Origin of the sequence: Pseudomonas sp. SWRI111 (assembly GCF_014268555.1) — a bacterium.
In the GTDB taxonomy this organism is placed as follows: Bacteria; Pseudomonadota; Gammaproteobacteria; order Pseudomonadales; family Pseudomonadaceae; genus Aquipseudomonas; species Aquipseudomonas hamedanensis.
Genome location: NZ_JABWQQ010000035.1, coordinates 15691 through 34597, shown reverse-complemented (window position 1 = coordinate 34597; position 18907 = coordinate 15691). Strand labels below are relative to the sequence as shown.

Annotated in this window: 17 protein-coding genes; 6 read left to right on the top strand and 11 right to left on the bottom strand. The window is 61.1% G+C overall.

All coding sequences use genetic code 11. The features are described 5' to 3' along the window. Positions 1-688: 688 nt before the first annotated feature. The 8 genes from HU755_RS25700 to HU755_RS25665 all read right to left on the bottom strand — a co-directional run bounded on the left by HU755_RS25700 (position 689) and on the right by HU755_RS25665 (position 9789). Positions 689-916: a hypothetical protein gene (locus tag HU755_RS25700; protein WP_186621284.1), complete on the bottom strand. Its 228-nt coding sequence runs from the start codon at positions 914-916 to the stop codon at positions 689-691. A 266-nt stretch (positions 917-1182) separates the two neighbouring features. After that, positions 1183-2898, bottom strand: a complete 1716-nt coding sequence (nagE, locus tag HU755_RS25695) for an N-acetylglucosamine-specific PTS transporter subunit IIBC (protein ID WP_186637917.1) — start codon at positions 2896-2898, stop codon at positions 1183-1185. A 34-nt stretch (positions 2899-2932) separates the two neighbouring features. Further along, on the bottom strand, positions 2933-5446 hold the full coding sequence (ptsP, locus tag HU755_RS25690; protein ID WP_186637914.1) for a phosphoenolpyruvate--protein phosphotransferase: 2514 nt from the start codon (positions 5444-5446) through the stop codon (positions 2933-2935). A gap of 34 nt (positions 5447-5480) precedes the next feature. Then, positions 5481-6503, bottom strand: coding sequence for an SIS domain-containing protein (locus HU755_RS25685; RefSeq protein ID WP_186637911.1), 1023 nt, complete (start codon positions 6501-6503; stop codon positions 5481-5483). Beyond that, positions 6484-7590: an N-acetylglucosamine-6-phosphate deacetylase gene (gene nagA, locus HU755_RS25680; RefSeq protein WP_186637908.1), complete on the bottom strand. Its 1107-nt coding sequence runs from the start codon at positions 7588-7590 to the stop codon at positions 6484-6486. Before nagA ends, HU755_RS25685 begins: the two co-directional genes overlap by 20 nt. Positions 7591-7614: 24 nt before the next feature. Then, positions 7615-8346: a GntR family transcriptional regulator gene (locus HU755_RS25675; RefSeq protein ID WP_186551130.1), complete on the bottom strand. Its 732-nt coding sequence runs from the start codon at positions 8344-8346 to the stop codon at positions 7615-7617. A 282-nt stretch (positions 8347-8628) separates the two neighbouring features. Beyond that, on the bottom strand, positions 8629-9144 hold the full coding sequence (locus tag HU755_RS25670; protein WP_186637905.1) for a murein L,D-transpeptidase family protein: 516 nt from the start codon (positions 9142-9144) through the stop codon (positions 8629-8631). A 93-nt stretch (positions 9145-9237) separates the two neighbouring features. After that, positions 9238-9789 carry an NUDIX hydrolase gene (locus HU755_RS25665; RefSeq protein ID WP_186637902.1) on the bottom strand — a complete coding sequence of 184 codons (552 nt, stop codon included), beginning with the start codon at positions 9787-9789 and terminating at the stop codon, positions 9238-9240. A 147-nt stretch (positions 9790-9936) separates the two neighbouring features. Here HU755_RS25665 and HU755_RS25660 point away from each other — a divergent pair, with 147 nt between their 5' ends. The 5 genes from HU755_RS25660 to purT all read left to right on the top strand — a co-directional run bounded on the left by HU755_RS25660 (position 9937) and on the right by purT (position 13222). After that, a complete protein-coding gene (locus HU755_RS25660; protein WP_186551127.1) occupies positions 9937-10536 on the top strand; it encodes a CoA pyrophosphatase in 600 nt (199 codons plus the stop codon). Between the two features lie 46 nt (positions 10537-10582). Further along, complete coding sequence (locus HU755_RS25655; RefSeq protein ID WP_186637899.1) at positions 10583-11107, top strand: gamma carbonic anhydrase family protein; 525 nt, start codon at positions 10583-10585, stop codon at positions 11105-11107. Next, positions 11104-11319: a DUF1289 domain-containing protein gene (locus HU755_RS25650; protein WP_186637896.1), complete on the top strand. Its 216-nt coding sequence runs from the start codon at positions 11104-11106 to the stop codon at positions 11317-11319. Before HU755_RS25655 ends, HU755_RS25650 begins: the two co-directional genes overlap by 4 nt. 154 nt (positions 11320-11473) lie before the next feature. Beyond that, positions 11474-11941, top strand: a complete 468-nt coding sequence (locus tag HU755_RS25645; protein ID WP_090281913.1) for a VUT family protein — start codon at positions 11474-11476, stop codon at positions 11939-11941. A 99-nt stretch (positions 11942-12040) separates the two neighbouring features. Further along, positions 12041-13222, top strand: a complete 1182-nt coding sequence (purT, locus tag HU755_RS25640) for a formate-dependent phosphoribosylglycinamide formyltransferase (RefSeq protein ID WP_024011715.1) — start codon at positions 12041-12043, stop codon at positions 13220-13222. Positions 13223-13342: 120 nt separating this feature from the next. Here the strand turns inward: purT and HU755_RS25635 are convergent, their stop codons facing one another. The 3 genes from HU755_RS25635 to HU755_RS25625 form a co-directional block, all read right to left on the bottom strand. Continuing rightward, positions 13343-14659 (bottom strand): MFS transporter, encoded by a 1317-nt coding sequence (locus tag HU755_RS25635; protein WP_186637893.1) that lies wholly within the window; start codon positions 14657-14659, stop codon positions 13343-13345. A 372-nt stretch (positions 14660-15031) separates the two neighbouring features. Continuing rightward, positions 15032-16264: a transporter associated domain-containing protein gene (locus tag HU755_RS25630; protein ID WP_186637890.1), complete on the bottom strand. Its 1233-nt coding sequence runs from the start codon at positions 16262-16264 to the stop codon at positions 15032-15034. 12 nt (positions 16265-16276) lie between these two features. Then, a complete protein-coding gene (locus HU755_RS25625) occupies positions 16277-17089 on the bottom strand; it encodes an inner membrane protein YpjD (RefSeq protein ID WP_186551121.1) in 813 nt (270 codons plus the stop codon). Between the two features lie 210 nt (positions 17090-17299). Between HU755_RS25625 and ffh the strand changes: the two genes are divergently transcribed. Continuing rightward, positions 17300-18676 (top strand): signal recognition particle protein, encoded by a 1377-nt coding sequence (gene ffh, locus HU755_RS25620; protein WP_003221977.1) that lies wholly within the window; start codon positions 17300-17302, stop codon positions 18674-18676. Positions 18677-18907: the final 231 nt, after the last annotated feature.

Here is an 18907-nt window from a genome sequence, read left to right as displayed (position 1 = left end):
GGGAGCTGGCTTGCCAGCGAAGGCGGCCTGCCAGCCGACCCATATCCATCAGACTCCACGCGATTCAATTGTAGGAGTGAGCCTGCTCGCGATGACGGCCGACCAGCCGTCTCATCTCCATCAGATTCACTCAACCCCAACTGTGGGAGCTGGCTTGCCAGCGAAGGCGGCCTGCCAGCCGACCCATATCCATCAGACTCCACGCGATTCAATTGTAGGAGCGAACCTGCTCGCGAAGACGTCCGACCAGCCGCCTCATTTCCATCAGATTCACCCAATCCCAACTGTGGGAGCTGGCTTGCCAGCGAAGGGGTCTGGCAGCCGGCCATTCTCTGCCTGAGGTATGCAAAACCTGTGGGAGCGAGCCGGCTCGCGAAGGCGGCCTGACAGTTGCCATTATCTAGCTGGGTGCACTCAGTTCAACTGTGGAAGCTGGTCTGTTGGCGATGGCACCGTTCAAATCAACCGGCCGCTTTTGTTTTGCCTCAAATCGTGGGCCTCGGCAAATTACCGTGGCCATGCACTCGGCCGTTGCGTTGGTCGGTGTGCAGCGCAGTACGGCGTTGAATTATTCAGCAGATCGTCATGCACGAGGAACTCGCCGTAAACCGAGCGCAATCGGGTTGATCCAAGCACCTGACACAAGTAAATACCGGCATCAGCCGGTATTTACATCAAGCAAGCGAACTTAATTGCGTTGATTTCCTTGGCTAGCCAAGTATTCCTCGAAACTTAAACCCTGGTCCCTATTCGAGTTGAAGTGGTCCCAAACAAACTCTCTGAGCTCTTTGGAACATCCTTGAGTATTTTGGGTGAACTCGAGAAGCGAAACCTTGCCGTCACCGTTGGCATCAAGCTCCTCGTATTTCCGTTTAAGATAAACTAGATATTGCTCGTCACTCATCTTCTCTGGCATGTCGCAGACCTCCTTCATTGAATGCAGGAATATCCAGGCAACAGCATAAAAAACGGCCTGATTCTTTCAACCTAATAGCCCCATAAAACCCGGTCAACTGTCAGACCTGACAGTTGACAGATGCAAACGTTAAGAGGTGACCCCCATCTCCTGTAGGAGCTGTCGAGTGCAACGAGGCTGCGAGCTTTTGATCCTGCTGGCCAGGCCGGACAATCCGAAATCAACAGATCGCAGTCTCCGACAGCTTCGACCTTTGACGTAGCGACTCAGACGCTGGCGCTGACCTTGCTGCGATCAACCAGACTTCCAATCATCCCGCTTAAACCCGCCGCCTTCTCGCCCACCAGCAAATGCCACACCCCACCGTCCAGCGGGCTGACACCCTGACAGCCCAGCGCCTTCAGCTGCGCCTCGGACAGCGCCTTGCCGTCGGCCAGTTGCAAGCGGATCCGTGTCATTGCAATGCAATCAAGTTGCAGCACGTTGTCGCCACCGCCCAACGCGTCGAGCCATTGCTGTGCTTCGGCGCTGGTGACTGCAATTGCCTTCGGCTCATCGGCCACCGCCACGGGTTCACGCACCAACGCACGGCCGAGCGCTGGCATGGCCAGGCGTATTTCGTCGGCGATGCTGTCGGCCAGCGGCCCGACCACCACTTGCAGGCTGCCACCTTTGCCCGGACGCACCACGGCCATCGCGCCCAACGCTTTGAGGTCGGCATCCGACGCCTTGTTGCGATCCACCATTTCCAGGCGCAACCGCGTGGTGCAGGCGCCCACGGTCAGCAGGTTCTCGGCGCCGCCCAGGGCCTTGATGTACGCGCTGGCACGTTCGTTTTCAGAAAGCACGGCCTTCTCGGCTGTCGCGACATCCTCACGCCCCGGCGTCTTCAGATTGAAGCGGCGAATACAGAAGTCAAAAACGCAGTAATAGATCACGGCGTAGGCGATGCCCACCGGAACCACCAGCCAACCGTTGGTGGACTTGCCCCAGCCCAGAATCATGTCGATGAAGCCGCCGGAGAAGGTGAAGCCAAGATGAATATTCAGGCCATTGGTGATCGCCATCGACAACCCGGTCAGCAGCGCATGCAGCAGATACAGCAGCGGCGCGAGGAACATGAAGGCGAATTCGATCGGTTCGGTCACGCCGGTGAGAAACGAGGTCAATGCCATCGACAGGAATATCCCGCCCATGACTTTGCGGCGCTCCGGCAGGGCGTTGCGGTACATCGCCAGGCAGGCGGCAGGCAGGCCGAAGATCATCATTGGAAACATGCCGGTCATGAACTGGCCGCCCTTTGGATCGCCGGCGAAGTAGCGCGACAAGTCACCGGTGACCAATGCCCCGGTGGTCGGGTCGGTGAAGTTGCCGAAGACGAACCACGCCATGTTGTTGAGGATGTGGTGCAGGCCTGTGACGATCAGCAGGCGGTTGAACACGCCGAACACGAAGGCACCGATGCTGCCGCTTTCCATCATCAGCGTGCCGAAGGCATTGATGCCGTGCTGGATCGGCGGCCAGATGTAGCCGAACACCACACCCAGGCCGACTGCTGCGAAACCAGTCACGATCGGCACGAAACGCCGTCCGCCAAAGAACGCCAGATACTCCGGCAACTTGATGTCCTTGAAGCGGTTGTACAGCGCGCCGGCCATCAGGCCGCTGACGATCCCGGCGAGCATGCCCATGTTGATGGTCGAGTCGAGCACTTTGAGGGTGGAGATCATCACCAGATAACCGATCACCCCGGCCAGGCCTGCCGTGCCGTTGTTGTCCTTGGCGAACCCGACGGCGATGCCGATGGCAAAGATCATCGCCAGGTTGGCGAAGATCACCTGGCCGGCGTCGTGGATGATCGCGATGTTCAGCAGGTCGGTGTCGCCCAGGCGCAGCAGCAGACCGGCAATCGGCAGGATCGCGATTGGCAGCATCAGCGCGCGACCCAGGCGTTGCAGGCCTTCGATGAAGAGTTGGTACATGGTGGTTCTCCTGCTCTTTGGACAGAGCTTGTTGTTAGGGCAACGGCCAATGCTGATGGCAGGCGTGACGCACAGCGGCGGCGCTGGAGAGCTTGAGCAGGTCGCGGCTCAGGCGCTGACATTCGGCTTCGTGCAGTTGACGCACGCGGTCCTTGATTTCACCGATCTGCACCGGGCTCACCGACAGTTCGCTGACGCCCAGGCCGATCAGCACTGGCGCCGCCAGCGGGTCAGAGGCGAGGGCGCCACACACACCGACCCAGCGCTTATGCACCGCCGCGCCTTCGCAGGTCATGGCGATCAGGCGCAGCAGCGCCGGGTGCAAGGCATCGACGCGCGCGGCCAGACCGGCATGATCGCGGTCCATGGCCAGGGTGTATTGCGACAGGTCGTTGGTGCCGATCGAGAGAAAGTCGGCGTGTTCGGCCAGTTGTTCGGCTTGCAGTGCGGCGGCGGGGACTTCGATCATCACGCCGATCTCGGGGCGTTGCGTGATACCCATTTCCAGGCACAACTGATCGACGCGCTGGCGAATGTGTAGCAGTTCGTCGACTTCGGTAACCATCGGCAACAGAATCCGACAGCGCGCCAACGGCCTGACTTGCAGCAGCGCGCGCAATTGCTGATCGAGGATTTCCGGGCGGGCCTGGGCCAGACGAATGCCGCGCAGACCGAGCACCGGATTGGCCTCGGCGGGCAGTGGCAGGTAGTCGAGTTGTTTGTCGCCGCCGACGTCGATGGTGCGGATGATTACCGAGTGCTCGCCCATCGCGTCCAATACGGCTTGATAGGCGGCACGCTGTTCTTCGACATCCGGCGCAGTCTGGCGGTCAACGAAGAGAAACTCGGTGCGCAGCAGCCCGACGCCATCGGCGCCGTTGGCAAAGGCATCTGCCGCTTCGCTGCTTGAGGCGACATTGGCGACTACTTCGATGTGCACGCCATTGCGAGTTTCGGCGGGCAGATGGGCTTTGGCTTGTTGGTTTTCGCGGCGCTGCTGGCGCTCGATTTGCACTTGCTGCACTTCGGCCAGGCGTTCGGCGTTCGGCGCCAGTTCGAGACGACCACCTTCAGCGTCGAGCACCACTGCCTGGCCTTGCGGCTGATCAAGCAACTCTGCACCCAAGGCAACCAGACACGGCAGACCTTTGCCACGCGCCAGAATCGCTACGTGCGAGGTCGCTCCGCCCTCGGCCATGCACAATCCGGCGACACCTTGGGCGCTGAGTTGCAGCAGATCCGATGGCGTCAGTTCGAGGGCGGCGACGATGGCGCCGGCCGGCACTTCGTATTGCCAGGCCTCGCCGAGCAAGGCGCGGAGCACGCGTTGCTTGAGATCACGCAAGTCGTTGGCGCGCTCGGCCAACAGCGCGCTGCCGGTGCCTTGGAGCATGTCGCACTGGGCGTCGATCGACTGACTCCAGGCGTGGGTCGCCGCCGTGCCTTGCGCGATGAACTGCTGCGCGGCGTCGAGCAGGGCCGGGTCTTCAAGCAGCGCCATGTGCGCGGCGAAGATGGCTTCCTCGTCGGCGTTCTTGTGCTTTTTCGCCTGGGCAAGGGTGGCGGCGATTTCGCTGCGCACCGCGTTCAATGCCGCTTCGAAAATCTGTTGCTGTTGCGCTGGATCGTGATTGCCCGCATCTGTCGGCAAGGTCATTGCGTTCAAACGAAACAACGGCCCGGCGACCAGCCCCGGCGCCGCGCAGACGCCATGCAACACGCCAGCCTCGACCGGGCGTTTCAGCGGCGCAGTACTGACCGGTGCTTGCGCGTGATGATCGTCCGGCAACGCCGTCGCCAATGCGCTGAGCAAAGCTTGCAGCGCGGCATCGGCCTCCGGCCCCTGACAACTGACCTGCACTTCATCCTGCTCGCCAATGGCCAGTCCCATCAAACCGATCAGGCTGTTGCACGGCGCCGATTTGCCGTTGAAGTGCAGCTCTGACTGGCTATTGAAGCCCTGCGCGGTTTGCCGGATCAGCGCAGCAGGCCGCGCATGCAGACCGCCACGATGAGCCACCCGTACTTGGCCGCTAGCTTCAGGCCCACCGGCTGCTTCAGTGCTCGCCGCCACAGTGTTGCGTGCGATAACGTGCAGCAACGGTTCGCCGACCTTCACCGCTTTGAGCGTGATCGGCCGCACCTGAAAATCCGCGCTGTTGGTAAGAATCAACAGGCTGACCAGGCTTTTGCAGTGCTGGCCAACCTTGTCGAGGTCATAGCGCAACAACGGCTGACCGAGGCTGACGCGATCGCTCTCCTTGACCAGCATGGCGAAACCTTCGCCGTTCAGTTCAACGGTGTCGAGGCCCAGGTGCAGGAGGATTTCCGCGCCATTGTCGGCACGCACGGTCACCGCGTGGCTGCTGCGCGCGACGTGAATGATCACGCCGGCGCAGGGCGAATACAGCGTGTCGTTGAGCGGGTCGATGGCGATGCCGTCGCCCATCGCGCCACTGGCGAACACCGCGTCCGGGACGTTGGCGAGCGTCAGCACGGGGCCGCTGAGCGGGGCGCTGAGGGTCAGCTCTTTATTGTTATCGGGCATGGCTGGATCTCATCAGGTGTGCAGTCAGTCGGACTTAATGCGTGCGGGTCACTTTGCTCAAATGGCGCGGCTGATCCGGGTCCATGCCACGGGCCACGGCCAGGCCGGCGGCCATCACGTAGAAACTCTGGATTGCCAGGATCGGGTCGAGGGCCGGGTGTTCGGCGCGGGACAAGGTCAAGTCGCGTTCGCTGACGTCGTCCGGCGCGGCCAGCAATACCCGGGCGCCGCGTTGACGCATCTCTGCGGCCAGACTCAGCAGGCCGGCCTGCTCGGCACCGCGTGGCGCGAACACCAGCAGCGGATAGTGTTCGTCGATCAGCGCCATCGGGCCGTGACGGACCTCGGCGCTGCTGAAGGCTTCGGCCTGGATGGCCGAGGTTTCCTTGAATTTCAATGCCGCTTCCTGAGCGATGGCGAAACCGGCGCCACGGCCGATGACCATCAAACGCTCGCAATCGCGCAGGGCTTCGATGGCCACGCTCCAGTCCTGTTTGGCCGCTTCGCGCAGGCCTTCGGGCAGCGCATCGTGGGCTTGCAGCAACTCGCTGTCTTCTTTCCAATGCGCGATCAAACGGGCGCTGGCGCTGAGGGTGGCGATAAAACTCTTGGTCGCGGCGACACTGCTTTCAGTCCCGGCGAGCAACGGCAGGCTGAATTCGCAAGCGGCTTCCAGTGGCGAGTCGGCGGCGTTGACCATCGACACACTGAGGGCGCCACGTTTGCGCAACAGACGCAGGCTGTTGACCAGGTCCGGACTCTGTCCCGACTGCGAGAAAGCGAAGGCGACCTGACCGCTGACCTTCAACGGCGCTTGCTGCATGGTCACCACCGACATCGGTAACGAGGCCACCGGCACTCCCACGTGCTGCATGGTCAGGTAAGCGAAGTAGCTGGCGGCGTGGTCGGAACTGCCCCGGGCGACGGTCATCGCCACTTGCGGCGGCTGGCGGCGCAGGCGCCCGGCGATCTCGATCATCGGCGCGTCGAGCTGTTGCAACTGGGCTTGCACGGCCTCGAACGAGGACAGCGCCTCCTCAAGCATTTTTGAAGTCAATGTCTTCTCCTTCGATCATCACGGCGGTCAGTGTCAGTGCGCGATCGAGCCGCACGCAGTCGGCCCAGGCGCCCGGTGCAAGGCGCCCGCGTTCGTTGAGGCCGAGGTAGTCGGCGGGAAATTGCGACAGGCGCTGCGAGGCTTCGTTGATCGGCAGACCGATCTTCACCAGATTGCGCAGGGCCTGATCCATGGTCAGGGTGCTGCCGGCCAGCGTGCCGTCGGGCAGGCGCACGCCGCCCAGACATTTGGTCACGGTGTGGCTGCCGAGCTTGTATTCGCCATCGGGCATGCCGGCGGCAGCGGTCGAATCGGTGACGCAATACAGGCATGGAATCGAACGCAGGGCCACGCGAATGGCGCCCGGGTGCACGTGCAGCAGATCGGGAATCAGTTCGGCGAACGTAGCGTGGGCCAGGGCCGCGCCGACGATGCCCGGCTCACGGTGATGCAGCGGGCTCATGGCGTTGTACAAGTGAGTGAAACTGGTCGCGCCGGCCGCCAGCGCGGCGACGCCTTCCTCGTAACTGCCGAGGGTGTGGCCGATCTGCATGCGGATGCCGCGACTGCTCAGTTCACGGATCAACGCATCGTGGCCGGCAATTTCCGGGGCGATGGTAATTACCCGGATCGGCGCCAGCGCCAGATACGCTTCGACTTCGGCCATCAATGCGGTGTGGGCGAAATTCGGTTGCGCGCCGAGTTTTCCAGGATTGATATAGGGGCCTTCGAGGTGTACGCCGAGGACTCGCGCGGTGCCTTTTGGGCGTCGTTTGCAGAATTCGCCGACGTCCTTCAAGACGCTGGAAATCTCGGCACTCGGCGCGGTCATGGTGGTGGCCAGCAGCGACGTGGTGCCGAAACGTACGTGGGTTTTGCTGATGGTTTCGAAGGCGCTGGCGCCTTCCATGATGTCTTTGCCGCCACCGCCGTGAACGTGCAGGTCGATGAAGCCCGGCAGCAGATAGGGCAGATCGTTATCGGCCGGATCGCACGGCACGCCTTCGATCGATACGACTCTGCCGTGTTCGTGGATCAGCCGGCCGCGAACCCAGCCGCTGGCGGTGAGGATGTTGTCTTCGGACATTTTCGTTCTCGCTTGTGGCCGCGCCTAACGTCGCAGCTCTGCAACAAAGTCGTAGTAATCGTTGCGGCAGTAGGTGTCGGTGACTTCGATAGGGGTGTTGTCTTCCAGATAACCGACCCGGGTCATCAGCAACATGGCGGTGCCTGGGGCAATACCGACCAATGCGGCGAACTCGTCCGAGGCGTTGATCGCCTGGATATGCTGCAAGGCGCGCACGATCGGTTTGCCGATGCCGTCGAGGTATTCGTAGAGCGAATCACCCACCGCTTGCGGCTTGGGCATGATCGAGGCGGGCAGCGTGCTCATTTCGATGGCCATCACCGTGTCGTCGGCTTTGCGCAGGCGCTTCATGCGCGCGACCTTGTCGTTCGGCGACAGGCCGAGGCGGATCAGCTCTTCATGGGTCGGCAGGGTGATTTCCCGCTCCAGCCAGTGCGAACTCGGCACGAAACCTTTCAGGCGCAGCATTTCGCTGAAGCCGGACAGGCGCGACAGCGGTTGTTCCAGGCGGGGCGTGATGAAAGTGCCGGAACCTTGCAGGCGGCGGATCAGACCTTGATCGAGCAAGACTTCCAGGGCTTTGCGCGCGGTGACCCGGGAAATGCCGAGCTGGTCGCTGAGGTTGCGCTCGGACGGCATCGCCTGTTCGGCTTTCCATTGCCCGGCATGGATCGCGGCTTCCAGATTGCGCGCCAGTTGCAGGTACAACGGCGTCGGCTGGGAATCGTCGGGGCGCAAGGCGTGGAGGTCGTTCATGGCGGTCATTTCCGGCGCGGGTATAGGATTGTTGTGGCGCGCTTGTGGGGCGGAAATTAATACCACTTCAATACCATGTCAACGCGATGAAAGGGTGCCTGACCCAATGGAATGGTGGTTTTCAGGGGGCGTATTTTTAAGTGGTATTAGTGGTGGCCTGCACAAAGCAAAAGATCGCAGCCTGCGGCAGCTCCTACAGTTGAGAGTGGTATCACCTCTGTAGGAGCCGCCGCAGGCTGCGATCTTTTGATTTATTTTTTGCAGGTGACCAGTGGTCAGCGATTAAGGGCGAATTTCGACCATCGTGCCATCCGGCACCAGGCTCCACACTTCGCGCATGTCGACGTTACGCATCGCGACGCAGCCGTCGGTCCAGTCCAGCGTGTGGAACAGCTCTTCAGGGGTTTCTTCCGAATCCGGCGTGCCATGGATCATGATCATCCCGCCGGGCTCGACGCCTTCACGCCGGGCGCGGGCCGAGTCGCTGATGTTCGGATAGGAAATGTGCATCGACAGATTGAATTTGTCGCTGGTCTTGCGCCAGTCGATCCAATAGAAGCCTTCCGGGGTGCGTTTATCGCCTTCGATCAGTTTCGGACCTTTTTTCGCGCCCTTGCCCAAGGAGATGCGATAGGTCTTGAGCGGCTTGCCGTCGACGATCAATTGCAACTGGTGCGCCGATTTGAGCACCAGGACCTTTTCGATGGGAGGGGTATTCGACGGCGTCACGGTGGTCACGAATGACGCTTGCGAGACTGCAACGAACGACAGGCAAAACAGGGCAAGCAACCAACGCATTGAAACGATTCCCCAGCAATGAAGCAGATACATGATTGATAGACGCGGATGTAGTGCAAACGCGCTGTGGTTATCGGCCGCCCCTTGAAAAGATCAAGTGATCGCCGGCTGGGCCAGTGGCGGAATGGATTCCGAGCGCACCGGATAAACCTCGTTGCACCGATCCGCGAAGAAGCATTCCAGCGTACGCCCCACCGTGCGGAACGCCAGCTCGTCCCAGGGAATGTCGGCTTCGTCGAACAGTTGCACTTCGAGGCTCTCGGGGCCAGCGGCAAAATCCACATCGACCAGCTCGGCGCGAAAGAACACATGCACTTGGCTGATGTGCGGCACGTCGATGAGTGTGTAGATACTCAGATGGCGAACCCGGGCGCAGGCTTCCTCGGCGGTTTCGCGGATGGCGGCCTGTTCGATGGTCTCGCCGTTTTCCATGAAACCGGCCGGCAACGTCCAGTACCCCAAACGTGGCTCGATGGCGCGACGACAGAGCAGCACTTTGCTGCCCCAGGTCGGCACGCACCCGGCGACGATGTTGGGGTTCTGGTAGTGAATGGTCTGACAGCTGTCGCAGACAAATCGCAGCCGCGAATCGCCTTCGGGAATGCGCTGCGTCACCGGGTTACCGCATTGGCTGCAAAATTTCATGCTCAGGTTCCTGAATGCTGCGCCTATCTTGGCGTGCAGCGGTGCCGGTCGGCAAGTTGTCGTTTCGCGACACGACGGGTTTCGGGGGCTTGGGCACTCGCATCGATTGGTGCATGATGCAGGGTAAGGCCCCGATCGAGAACACTCATGCTGGACGAGCTACTGCATAGGGTAAGCAACCACACACCGCGCACGCTGGAGACCGACACGCGTTTCCCCGAAGCCGCCGTTCTGGTGCCGATCACCCGCAGTGACGAGCCGGAACTGGTCCTGACGCTGCGTGCCAGCGGGCTTTCCACCCACGGCGGCGAAGTCGCCTTTCCCGGTGGCCGCCGCGACCCTGAAGACCCGGATCTGATCTTTACCGCCCTGCGCGAGGCCGAAGAAGAGATCGGCCTGCCGCCGGGACTGGTCGAAGTCATCGGCCCGCTCAGCCCGTTGATTTCCCTGCACGGCATCAAGGTCACGCCGTACGTCGGGGTGATTCCCGACTTCGTCGAATACCAGCCCAACGATGCCGAAATTGCCGCAGTCTTCAGCGTGCCGCTGGAATTCTTCCGCAAGGACCCCCGCGAGCACACCCATCGCATCGACTATCAGGGCAGAAGCTGGTACGTGCCCAGTTATCGCTACGGCGAATACAAGATCTGGGGGCTGACGGCAATCATGATCGTCGAGCTGATCAACCTGCTTTATGACGCTGAAATCAGCTTGCACCAGCCGCCGAAAAGCTTTCTCAATACTTGAGCCGCCGTTCGAGTGGCCGAACACTGTAAGCCCTGAGGAAAACAACATGAAATACCGCCTGGGCGACGCCCGCGTCGAGACTCACCCGCAGAGCTGGGTCGCCCCCAATGCCGTGCTGGTCGGCAAGGTCAGACTGGAAGAAGGCGCCAACGTCTGGTTCAACGCCGTGCTGCGCGGCGACAACGAACTGATCCTGATTGGCAAAAACAGCAACGTTCAGGACGGCACGGTGATGCACACGGACATGGGCTATCCATTGACCATCGGCACTGGCGTGACCATCGGCCACAACGCCATGCTGCACGGCTGCACTGTTGGCGATTACAGCCTGATCGGTATCAACGCGGTGATTCTCAACGGCGCGAAGATCGGCAGGAACTGCATCATCGGCGCCAATTCGCTGATCGGCGAAGGCAAGGAAATTCCCGACGGTTCGCTGGTGATGGGCTCGCCTGGAAAAGTCGTGCGGGAGCTGACCGAGGCGCAAAAGAACATGCTCGAAGCCAGCGCCGCGCACTATGTGCATAACTCGCAGCGTTATGCCCGCGATCTGGTTGAGCAAGAAGAATGACTGCCGTCGAACGTCCCGTCGCCTCGCCCTGTGTGAATATTTGTGCGCTGGACGAAGATGATGTTTGCACCGGGTGCCAGCGCACGGTCGCAGAGATCACCCGTTGGGGCCGCATGAGCAATGAGGAGCGCCGCGTGGTGCTGGGGTTGTGCCATGAGCGGGCGAAGGCGAGTGGATTAGTCTGGATGATTCCAGCGAAGTCAGGCGTCTGAACCACCGCTTTCGCGAGCAAGCCCGCTCCCACAGGAGATCGCATTTCAACTGTGGGAGCGAGCCTGCTCGCGAAGAGGCCGGCACAGGCGCCAGCTCTATTGGCGCGAAACCAACCGTGAAGTAACCTGTGCGCCACATTCACAGGCCGCCTCCATGATCTTCCTCATCGCCTACATCAGCAGCGTCGTGCTGATCAACTTCGCTTTTTCCACCGCGCCGCACCTGGACATCATCTGGTCGGCGTGGGGCGGGTTGGTGTTTGTGCTGCGCGACATGGTGCAAACCCGTTTCGGTCATGGTGCGATTGTGGCGATGCTGGCGGCGCTGGTGCTGTCCTACGTGACGTCCGACCCTTCCATTGCCCTGGCCAGCGCCACCGCGTTCGCTGTTTCCGAATGCATTGACTGGCTGGTGTTCAGTATCACCAAGCGTCCGCTGCGCGACCGCTTGTGGATCAGTTCGGCGTTGAGCATTCCGCTGGATACGTTCATTTTCTTCGGCATGATCGACCTGCTGACCCCGCCGGTGATCATCACCGCACTGGCGTCGAAGTTTGCCGGTGTCACCGCCGTCTGGCTGATCATGGCCTGGCGCGAGCGCAAACAGGCTGTCGCCAGCTGAAGCCAAACCCTCGGGTTCATGTAAAATGCCGCGCTTTCTCCCCATGGAAAGCGCACTTGCGTGGCTTTCCTCGATGATCCGCTTCTTTGAGGACCTGAGATGACCCGTATCGGAACTCCATTGTCGCCAACCGCGACCCGCGTATTGCTGTGTGGCTGTGGTGAGTTGGGCAAGGAAGTGGTAATCGAATTGCAGCGCCTCGGCGTTGAAGTGATTGCCGTCGATCGCTACGCCAATGCGCCGGCCATGCAAGTCGCCCACCGCAGCCACGTGATCAACATGCTCGACGGCGCCGCCCTGCGTGCGGTGATCGAGGCCGAGAAGCCGCACTTCATCGTGCCGGAAATCGAAGCCATCGCCACCGCCACCCTGGTTGAGCTGGAGGCCGAAGGCTTTACCGTGATCCCGACGGCCCGCGCTGCACAGCTGACCATGAACCGCGAAGGCATCCGTCGTCTGGCCGCTGAAGAGCTGGACCTGCCGACCTCGCCGTACCACTTTGCCGACACCTTCGAGGATTACAGCAAAGCCGTGCAGGACCTGGGCTTCCCTTGTGTCGTCAAGCCGGTGATGAGCTCCTCGGGCAAAGGCCAGAGCCTGCTGCGCAGCGCCGATGATGTGCAGAAAGCCTGGGATTACGCGCAAGAGGGCGGTCGTGCCGGCAAAGGCCGGGTGATCATCGAAGGCTTCATCGATTTCGATTACGAAATCACCCTGCTGACCGTGCGCCACATCGGCGGGACCACCTTCTGTGCTCCGGTCGGTCACCGTCAGGAGAAGGGCGATTACCAGGAATCCTGGCAGCCGCAGGCCATGAGTCCAATTGCCCTGGCTGAATCCGAGCGCGTCGCCAAAGCCGTGACTGAAGCGCTGGGTGGTCGTGGCCTGTTTGGCGTCGAGTTGTTCATCAAGGGCGATCAGGTGTGGTTCAGCGAAGTGTCGCCGCGTCCGCATGACACCGGCCTGGTCACGCTGATTTCTCAGGATCTGTCGCAGTTCGCCCTGCACGCCCGGGCCATTCTGGGCTTGCCGGTGCCGCTGATTCGTCAGTTCGGGCCTTCGGCGTCGGCGGTGATTCTGGTGGAAGGGCAGTCGACCCAGACCGCGTTCGCCAACCTGGGCGCCGCGTTGAGCGAGCCGGACACCGCGCTGCGTCTGTTCGGCAAGCCTGAAGTCAACGGCCAGCGTCGCATGGGTGTGGCGCTGGCGCGGGATGAATCGATCGAGGCCGCGCGTGCCAAGGCGACTCGTGCGTCTCAAGCGGTTGTTGTAGAACTCTAAACCGAGTCGCGGCATTCGCGAGCAAGCCCGCTCCCACAGGGTTATTGGTTGGCCACAGATCTTGTGTCCAACCAAATCCCATGTGGGAGCGGGCTTGCTCGCGAAGCTTTTGATCGTCTGTCAGGCAACCTGATTCAGATCGTTATTGCGGGTCTCCTTCAAACACAACACCGCAATCACACTCAACACCGCCGCCGCCGACACATACCCGCCGACATAGCTCAACCCGCCCATCGCCACCAGTTTCTGCGCAAAGAACGGTGCCGCCGAGGCGCCGACGATCCCGCCCAGGTTGTACGCCGCTGACGCGCCGGTGTAACGCACATGGGTCGGAAACAGCTCAGGCAACAGCGCCCCCATCGGCGCGAATGTCACGCCCATCAAGAACAATTCGATGCACAGGAACAACGCCACGCCCCAGGTCGAACCCTGAGTCAGCAACGGCTCCATCAGAAACCCGGAAAGAATCGCCAGCACACCGCCGATGAGCAACACCGGTTTGCGCCCATAACGGTCGCTGGCCCAGGCCGACAACGGCGTGGCCGCTGCCATGAACAGCACTGCAAAGCACAGCAGGCCAAGAAACGTTTCGCGGCTATAACCCAGCGTGGACACGCCGTAGCTGAGGGAAAACACCGTCGAAATATAGAATAGCGCATAGCAGACCACCATCGCCGCTGCGCCCAGCAAGGTCGGTGCCCAGTACTGACTGAACAGCTCGACCAGCGGCACCTTCACCCGCTCCTGACGGGCGATGGCGTTGGCGAACACTGGCGTTTCGTGAAGCTTGAGGCGCACGTAGAGGCCGACCATTACCAGCGCGGCGCTGAGCAGAAACGGAATGCGCCAGCCCCAGCTGCGGAACTGTTCGTCATCCAGAGTCATTGCCAGGGTCAGGAACAGACCGTTGGCTGCAAGGAAACCAATCGATGGCCCGAGTTGCGGGAACATGCCGAACCAGGCCCGTTTGCCTTTCGGTGCGTTTTCCGTGGCCAGCAGCGCAGCGCCACCCCATTCACCACCCAGGCCCAGGCCCTGACCGAAACGTAGTACACAGAGCAGAATCGGCGCCCAGGCACCGATACTGTCGTAGCCCGGGAGCACGCCGATCAAGGTTGTACACACGCCCATCAACAGCAGCGAAGCGACCAGCGTCGATTTACGGCCGACGCGGTCGCCGAAATGGCCGAACAGCGCCGAACCCAGCGGGCGGGCAAGGAAAGCGATGCCAAAGGTGAGAAACGCCGAGAGCATTTGCGCTGTCCCGGACGTCTGCGGAAAGAACACCGGCCCGATCACCAGCGCCGCAGCGGTGGCGTAGACATAGAAGTCGTAAAACTCAATGGCGGTGCCGATAAAGCTGGCGGTGGCCACGCGAGTGGCGGAGTTGGTCGGTTGGGCAGGCGCGGTTTCGCTGTAAGCGGTTTGGGTCGTCATGCGGTGATCCCTGACAGTCATGAGCTCCATTGGAGCGAATTATTATGGTCGAACACCCAGGGATGTGGGATGAGGCGCGATCGCTGTTTCGAGTAGGAACAGTCGTCGGTGTGTAGCGGAAACAGTCGGGATCCATGGAGTGCCGGGTAAGCACAGGGATCGACGGCGCTTGGGTAAGCGCCTCGATTATAGGAAGGAGGCTAACAATCGAACAAGCGCAATTAAAGCTTCGCCCATTCTGCAGGTAAATGATGATGTGGCGAGGGAGCTTGCTCCCGCTGGGTTGCGAAGCAGCCCCTTCTTTTGATGTGGTGTCGCTATTTTGCGGCCGCTGCGCGCCCGAGCGGGAGCAAGCTCCCCTCACCACAGGGCTTAGGCCTTGGCGGGTGCCAGGCTCGTAAGCCAGATCAACACTTTGCTCACCCGGTTTTCCTCGGTTTCAAGGATTTCCAGGCGATAACGACCGATCTTCAGGCAAACCGCACTCTCCGGAATGGTCTCCAGCGCTTCAGTCACCAGCCCGTTCAGCGTCTTCGGCCCGTCGCTCGGCAAATGCCAGCCCAGGCACTTGTTCAGTTCGCGGATCGAGGCGGCGCCATCGATCACCATGCGCCCGTCGGTTTGTGGATGAATGTGCGGGTTTTCGAGGCTGTGTTCGCTTTCGAATTCGCCGACGATCTCTTCAAGAATATCTTCCAGCGTGACGATCCCCAGCACTTCGCCGTATTCGTCGACCACCATGCCCAGGCGCCGCTGCTGTTTGTGAAAGTTCAGCAACTGCAGTTGCAGCGGCGTGCTTTCCGGAACGAAGTACGGCTCGTAACTGGCCGCCAGCAGTGCTTCGCGGGTCAGTTGGCCGTTGTTCAGCAAATGGCCGATCTGGCGGGTGTTGAGGACCGCTTCGACCTGATTGATGTCGCTGTGAAACAGCGGCAGGCGCGTGCGTTTGTTGTGGCGCAGTTGCTCGATGATTTCTTCGATCGAATCGTCAAGATTGATGCCGTCGACGTCACTGCGCGGGACCAGAATGTCATTGACCGTGATGTTTTCCAGCGCATGGATACCCGATACCGGATGGGCACGAACCGGGTGTTCGGAATCATCCTGATGATCGGCCGGCAGGTCGTCCTCACTCTGTTGCACGACCTGAGTCTTGCGCGTGAACGGCGTCATCAGCAAAGCGCTCAGACGGCTGAATAGCCAGGCGAACGGGTAGACGATTCGCAGTGGCACCGCCAGCAGGGCATTGCCGAACGTCAGCACCGCATCGGGATAGCGCCGGGCAACGGTGCGCGGGAAATAATCGGCAAACACCAGCAGGATGGCGCCCGCGCCGAGGCAAGCCGCCCATGGACCGTTTTCTTCACAAAGGAAAATCGCCAGCAACGTTGCGATGATGACCGCAAGCGCGCGACACAGGGTGTTGCACAGGATCAGGCTGTCGAGCGGGAAGCTCAGCTTCGCCAGCGGCTTATCGCTGGCGCGCGAGGCGGTGCGTTGCGCGAGCAGATGCTGCTGCGCGATTTCGACGGCGGTAAACAGTCCCGACCACAAAATCAGCAGGACAAATACCGCGAGCATCGGCCCTATGGGCAAACCGTCCATTTATGCCGCCCGTCAGATGTGCAGAATGTATTCACGAACCAGTTTGCTGCCGAAATACGCCAGCATCAGCAGGCAGAAACCGGCGAGGGTCCAGCGAATCGCCTTGTGGCCGCGCCAGCCAAGACGATTGCGGCCCCACAGCAGCACGCTGAACACGATCCACGCCAGGCACGCCAGCAAGGTCTTGTGCACCAGGTGCTGGGCAAACAGATTCTCGACGAACAGCCAGCCGGAGATCAGCGACAGCGACAGCAGCGTCCAGCCGGCCCAGAGGAAGCCGAACAGCAGGCTTTCCATGGTTTGCAGCGGCGGGAAGTTCTTGATCAGTCCGGACGGGTGCTTGTGCTTGAGCTGGTGGTCCTGGACCAGCAGCAACAACGCCTGGAACACCGCGATGGTGAACATGCCGTAGGCGAGGATCGACAGCAGAATATGGGCGAGGATGCCCGGTTCTTCATCAATGATCTGCACCGTGCCGGTCGGCGCGAACTGCGCCAGCAGCACGGTGATGGCGCCCAGCGGAAACAGCAGCACCAGCAGGTTCTCCACCGGGATCCGTGAACAGGCGAGCAGGGTCAGGGCGATCACCGCTGCGGCAATCAGGCTGGAGGCGCTGAAGAAATCCAGGCCCAGGCCGATCGGGGTCAGCAGATGCGTGAGCAGGCTGGCGCCGTGGGCCACAACGGCGAGGACGCCGAGGGTAACCAGCAGGCGCTTGTTCGCCTTGGCGCCGGTGGCCAGACGGGTGCTCTGATAAAGGGTCGCAGCGGCATAAAGAAGGGCGGCGGCGAGGGTGGTCAGCAAACTGGGTGACAAGGGGAGCATAAATCCTGTTAGGCAAGCCCGAAAGGGGCTGAGTTTGGCATAGAACCGCTATCGCACGAAAGACTCAGCAAGCTGACAGCGAGGTGTCCGCCGGCCGCAGTCTTCGCTATAATCCGCGACCTGCCCACGCCGCAGGCTCGCCGAGCACATGTTGATTCCGGTCTGGGCCGCCATTATCCCGGTCTGTACAGGGCCTGAAAGGATCGCGCAATGTTTGAAAACTTAACCGACCGTCTCTCGCAGACGCTGCGCCATGTCACCGGCAAGGCGAAGCTGACCGAGGACAACATCAAAGACACCCTGCGTGAAGTGCGCATGGCGTTGCTTGAAGCTGACGTCGCGCTGCCGGTCGTCAAGGACTTCGTCAATTCGGTCAAGGAGCGCGCTGTCGGCACTGAGGTGTCGCGCAGCCTGACGCCGGGCCAGGCGTTCGTGAAGATCGTCCAGGCCGAACTCGAAAGCCTGATGGGCGCGGCCAACGAAGACCTGAACCTGAGCGCCGTGCCGCCGGCGGTCATTCTGATGGCCGGTCTGCAGGGCGCGGGTAAAACCACCACCGCCGGCAAGCTGGCGCGCTTCCTTAAAGAGCGCAAGAAGAAGTCGGTGATGGTCGTGTCGGCGGATATCTACCGTCCGGCGGCGATCAAGCAGCTGGAGACCCTGGCCAACGACATCGGCGTGACGTTCTTCCCGTCCGACCTGAGCCAGAAGCCGGTCGACATCGCCACTGCTGCTATTAAAGAAGCAAAACTGAAATTCATCGACGTGGTCATCGTCGATACCGCCGGTCGTCTGCACATCGACGAAGAGATGATGGGCGAGATCAAGGCGCTGCACGCCGCGATCAACCCGGTCGAAACCCTGTTCGTGGTCGACGCCATGACCGGTCAGGATGCCGCCAACACGGCCAAGGCCTTCGGTGATGCACTGCCGCTGACCGGTGTGATCCTGACCAAGGTCGACGGCGACGCCCGTGGCGGTGCCGCGCTGTCGGTGCGCGCCATCACCGGCAAGCCGATCAAGTTCATCGGTATGGGCGAGAAGAGCGAAGCGCTCGATCCGTTCCACCCTGAGCGGATCGCCTCGCGGATCCTCGGCATGGGCGACGTGCTCAGCCTGATCGAACAGGCCGAAGCGACCCTCGACAAGGACAAGGCCGACAAACTGGCCAAGAAGCTGAAGAAGGGCAAGGGCTTCGACCTCGAAGACTTCCGCGATCAGTTGCAACAAATGAAGAACATGGGCGGCCTTGGCGGGCTCATGGACAAGCTGCCGAGCATCGGCGGGGTGAATCTGTCGCAGATGGGCAACGCCCAGAACGCCGCAGAAAAGCAATTCAAACAGATGGAAGCCATCATCAATTCCATGACCCCGGCCGAGCGCCGCGACCCTGAGCTGATCAGCGGTTCGCGCAAGCGCCGGATCGCCATGGGCTCCGGCACTCAGGTGCAGGACATCGGTCGCTTGATCAAGCAGCACAAGCAGATGCAGAAGATGATGAAGAAATTCACCGCCAAGGGCGGTATGGCAAAAATGATGCGCGGCATGGGCGGTATGTTGCCCGGCGGCGGCATGCCAAAAATGTAAATAACTGGCCGGTCGTCGCACCGGCGCAGGCCCCGCAAGGATGCGGGATCAACAGCAAACCCGCACTCGGCGGGAGCTGACTGGCCGTTTTAACCGACGGCTCTCTATGCAAATCTGCACGGCATGCCACAGGCGCCGGAAAAAGTCATTTGCAAAAGTCCGGATATTCCTTAGAATATGCGGCCTTTCGGGCACCCATGCCCGCTGTGCATTTAGATTTGCAGCACCGAC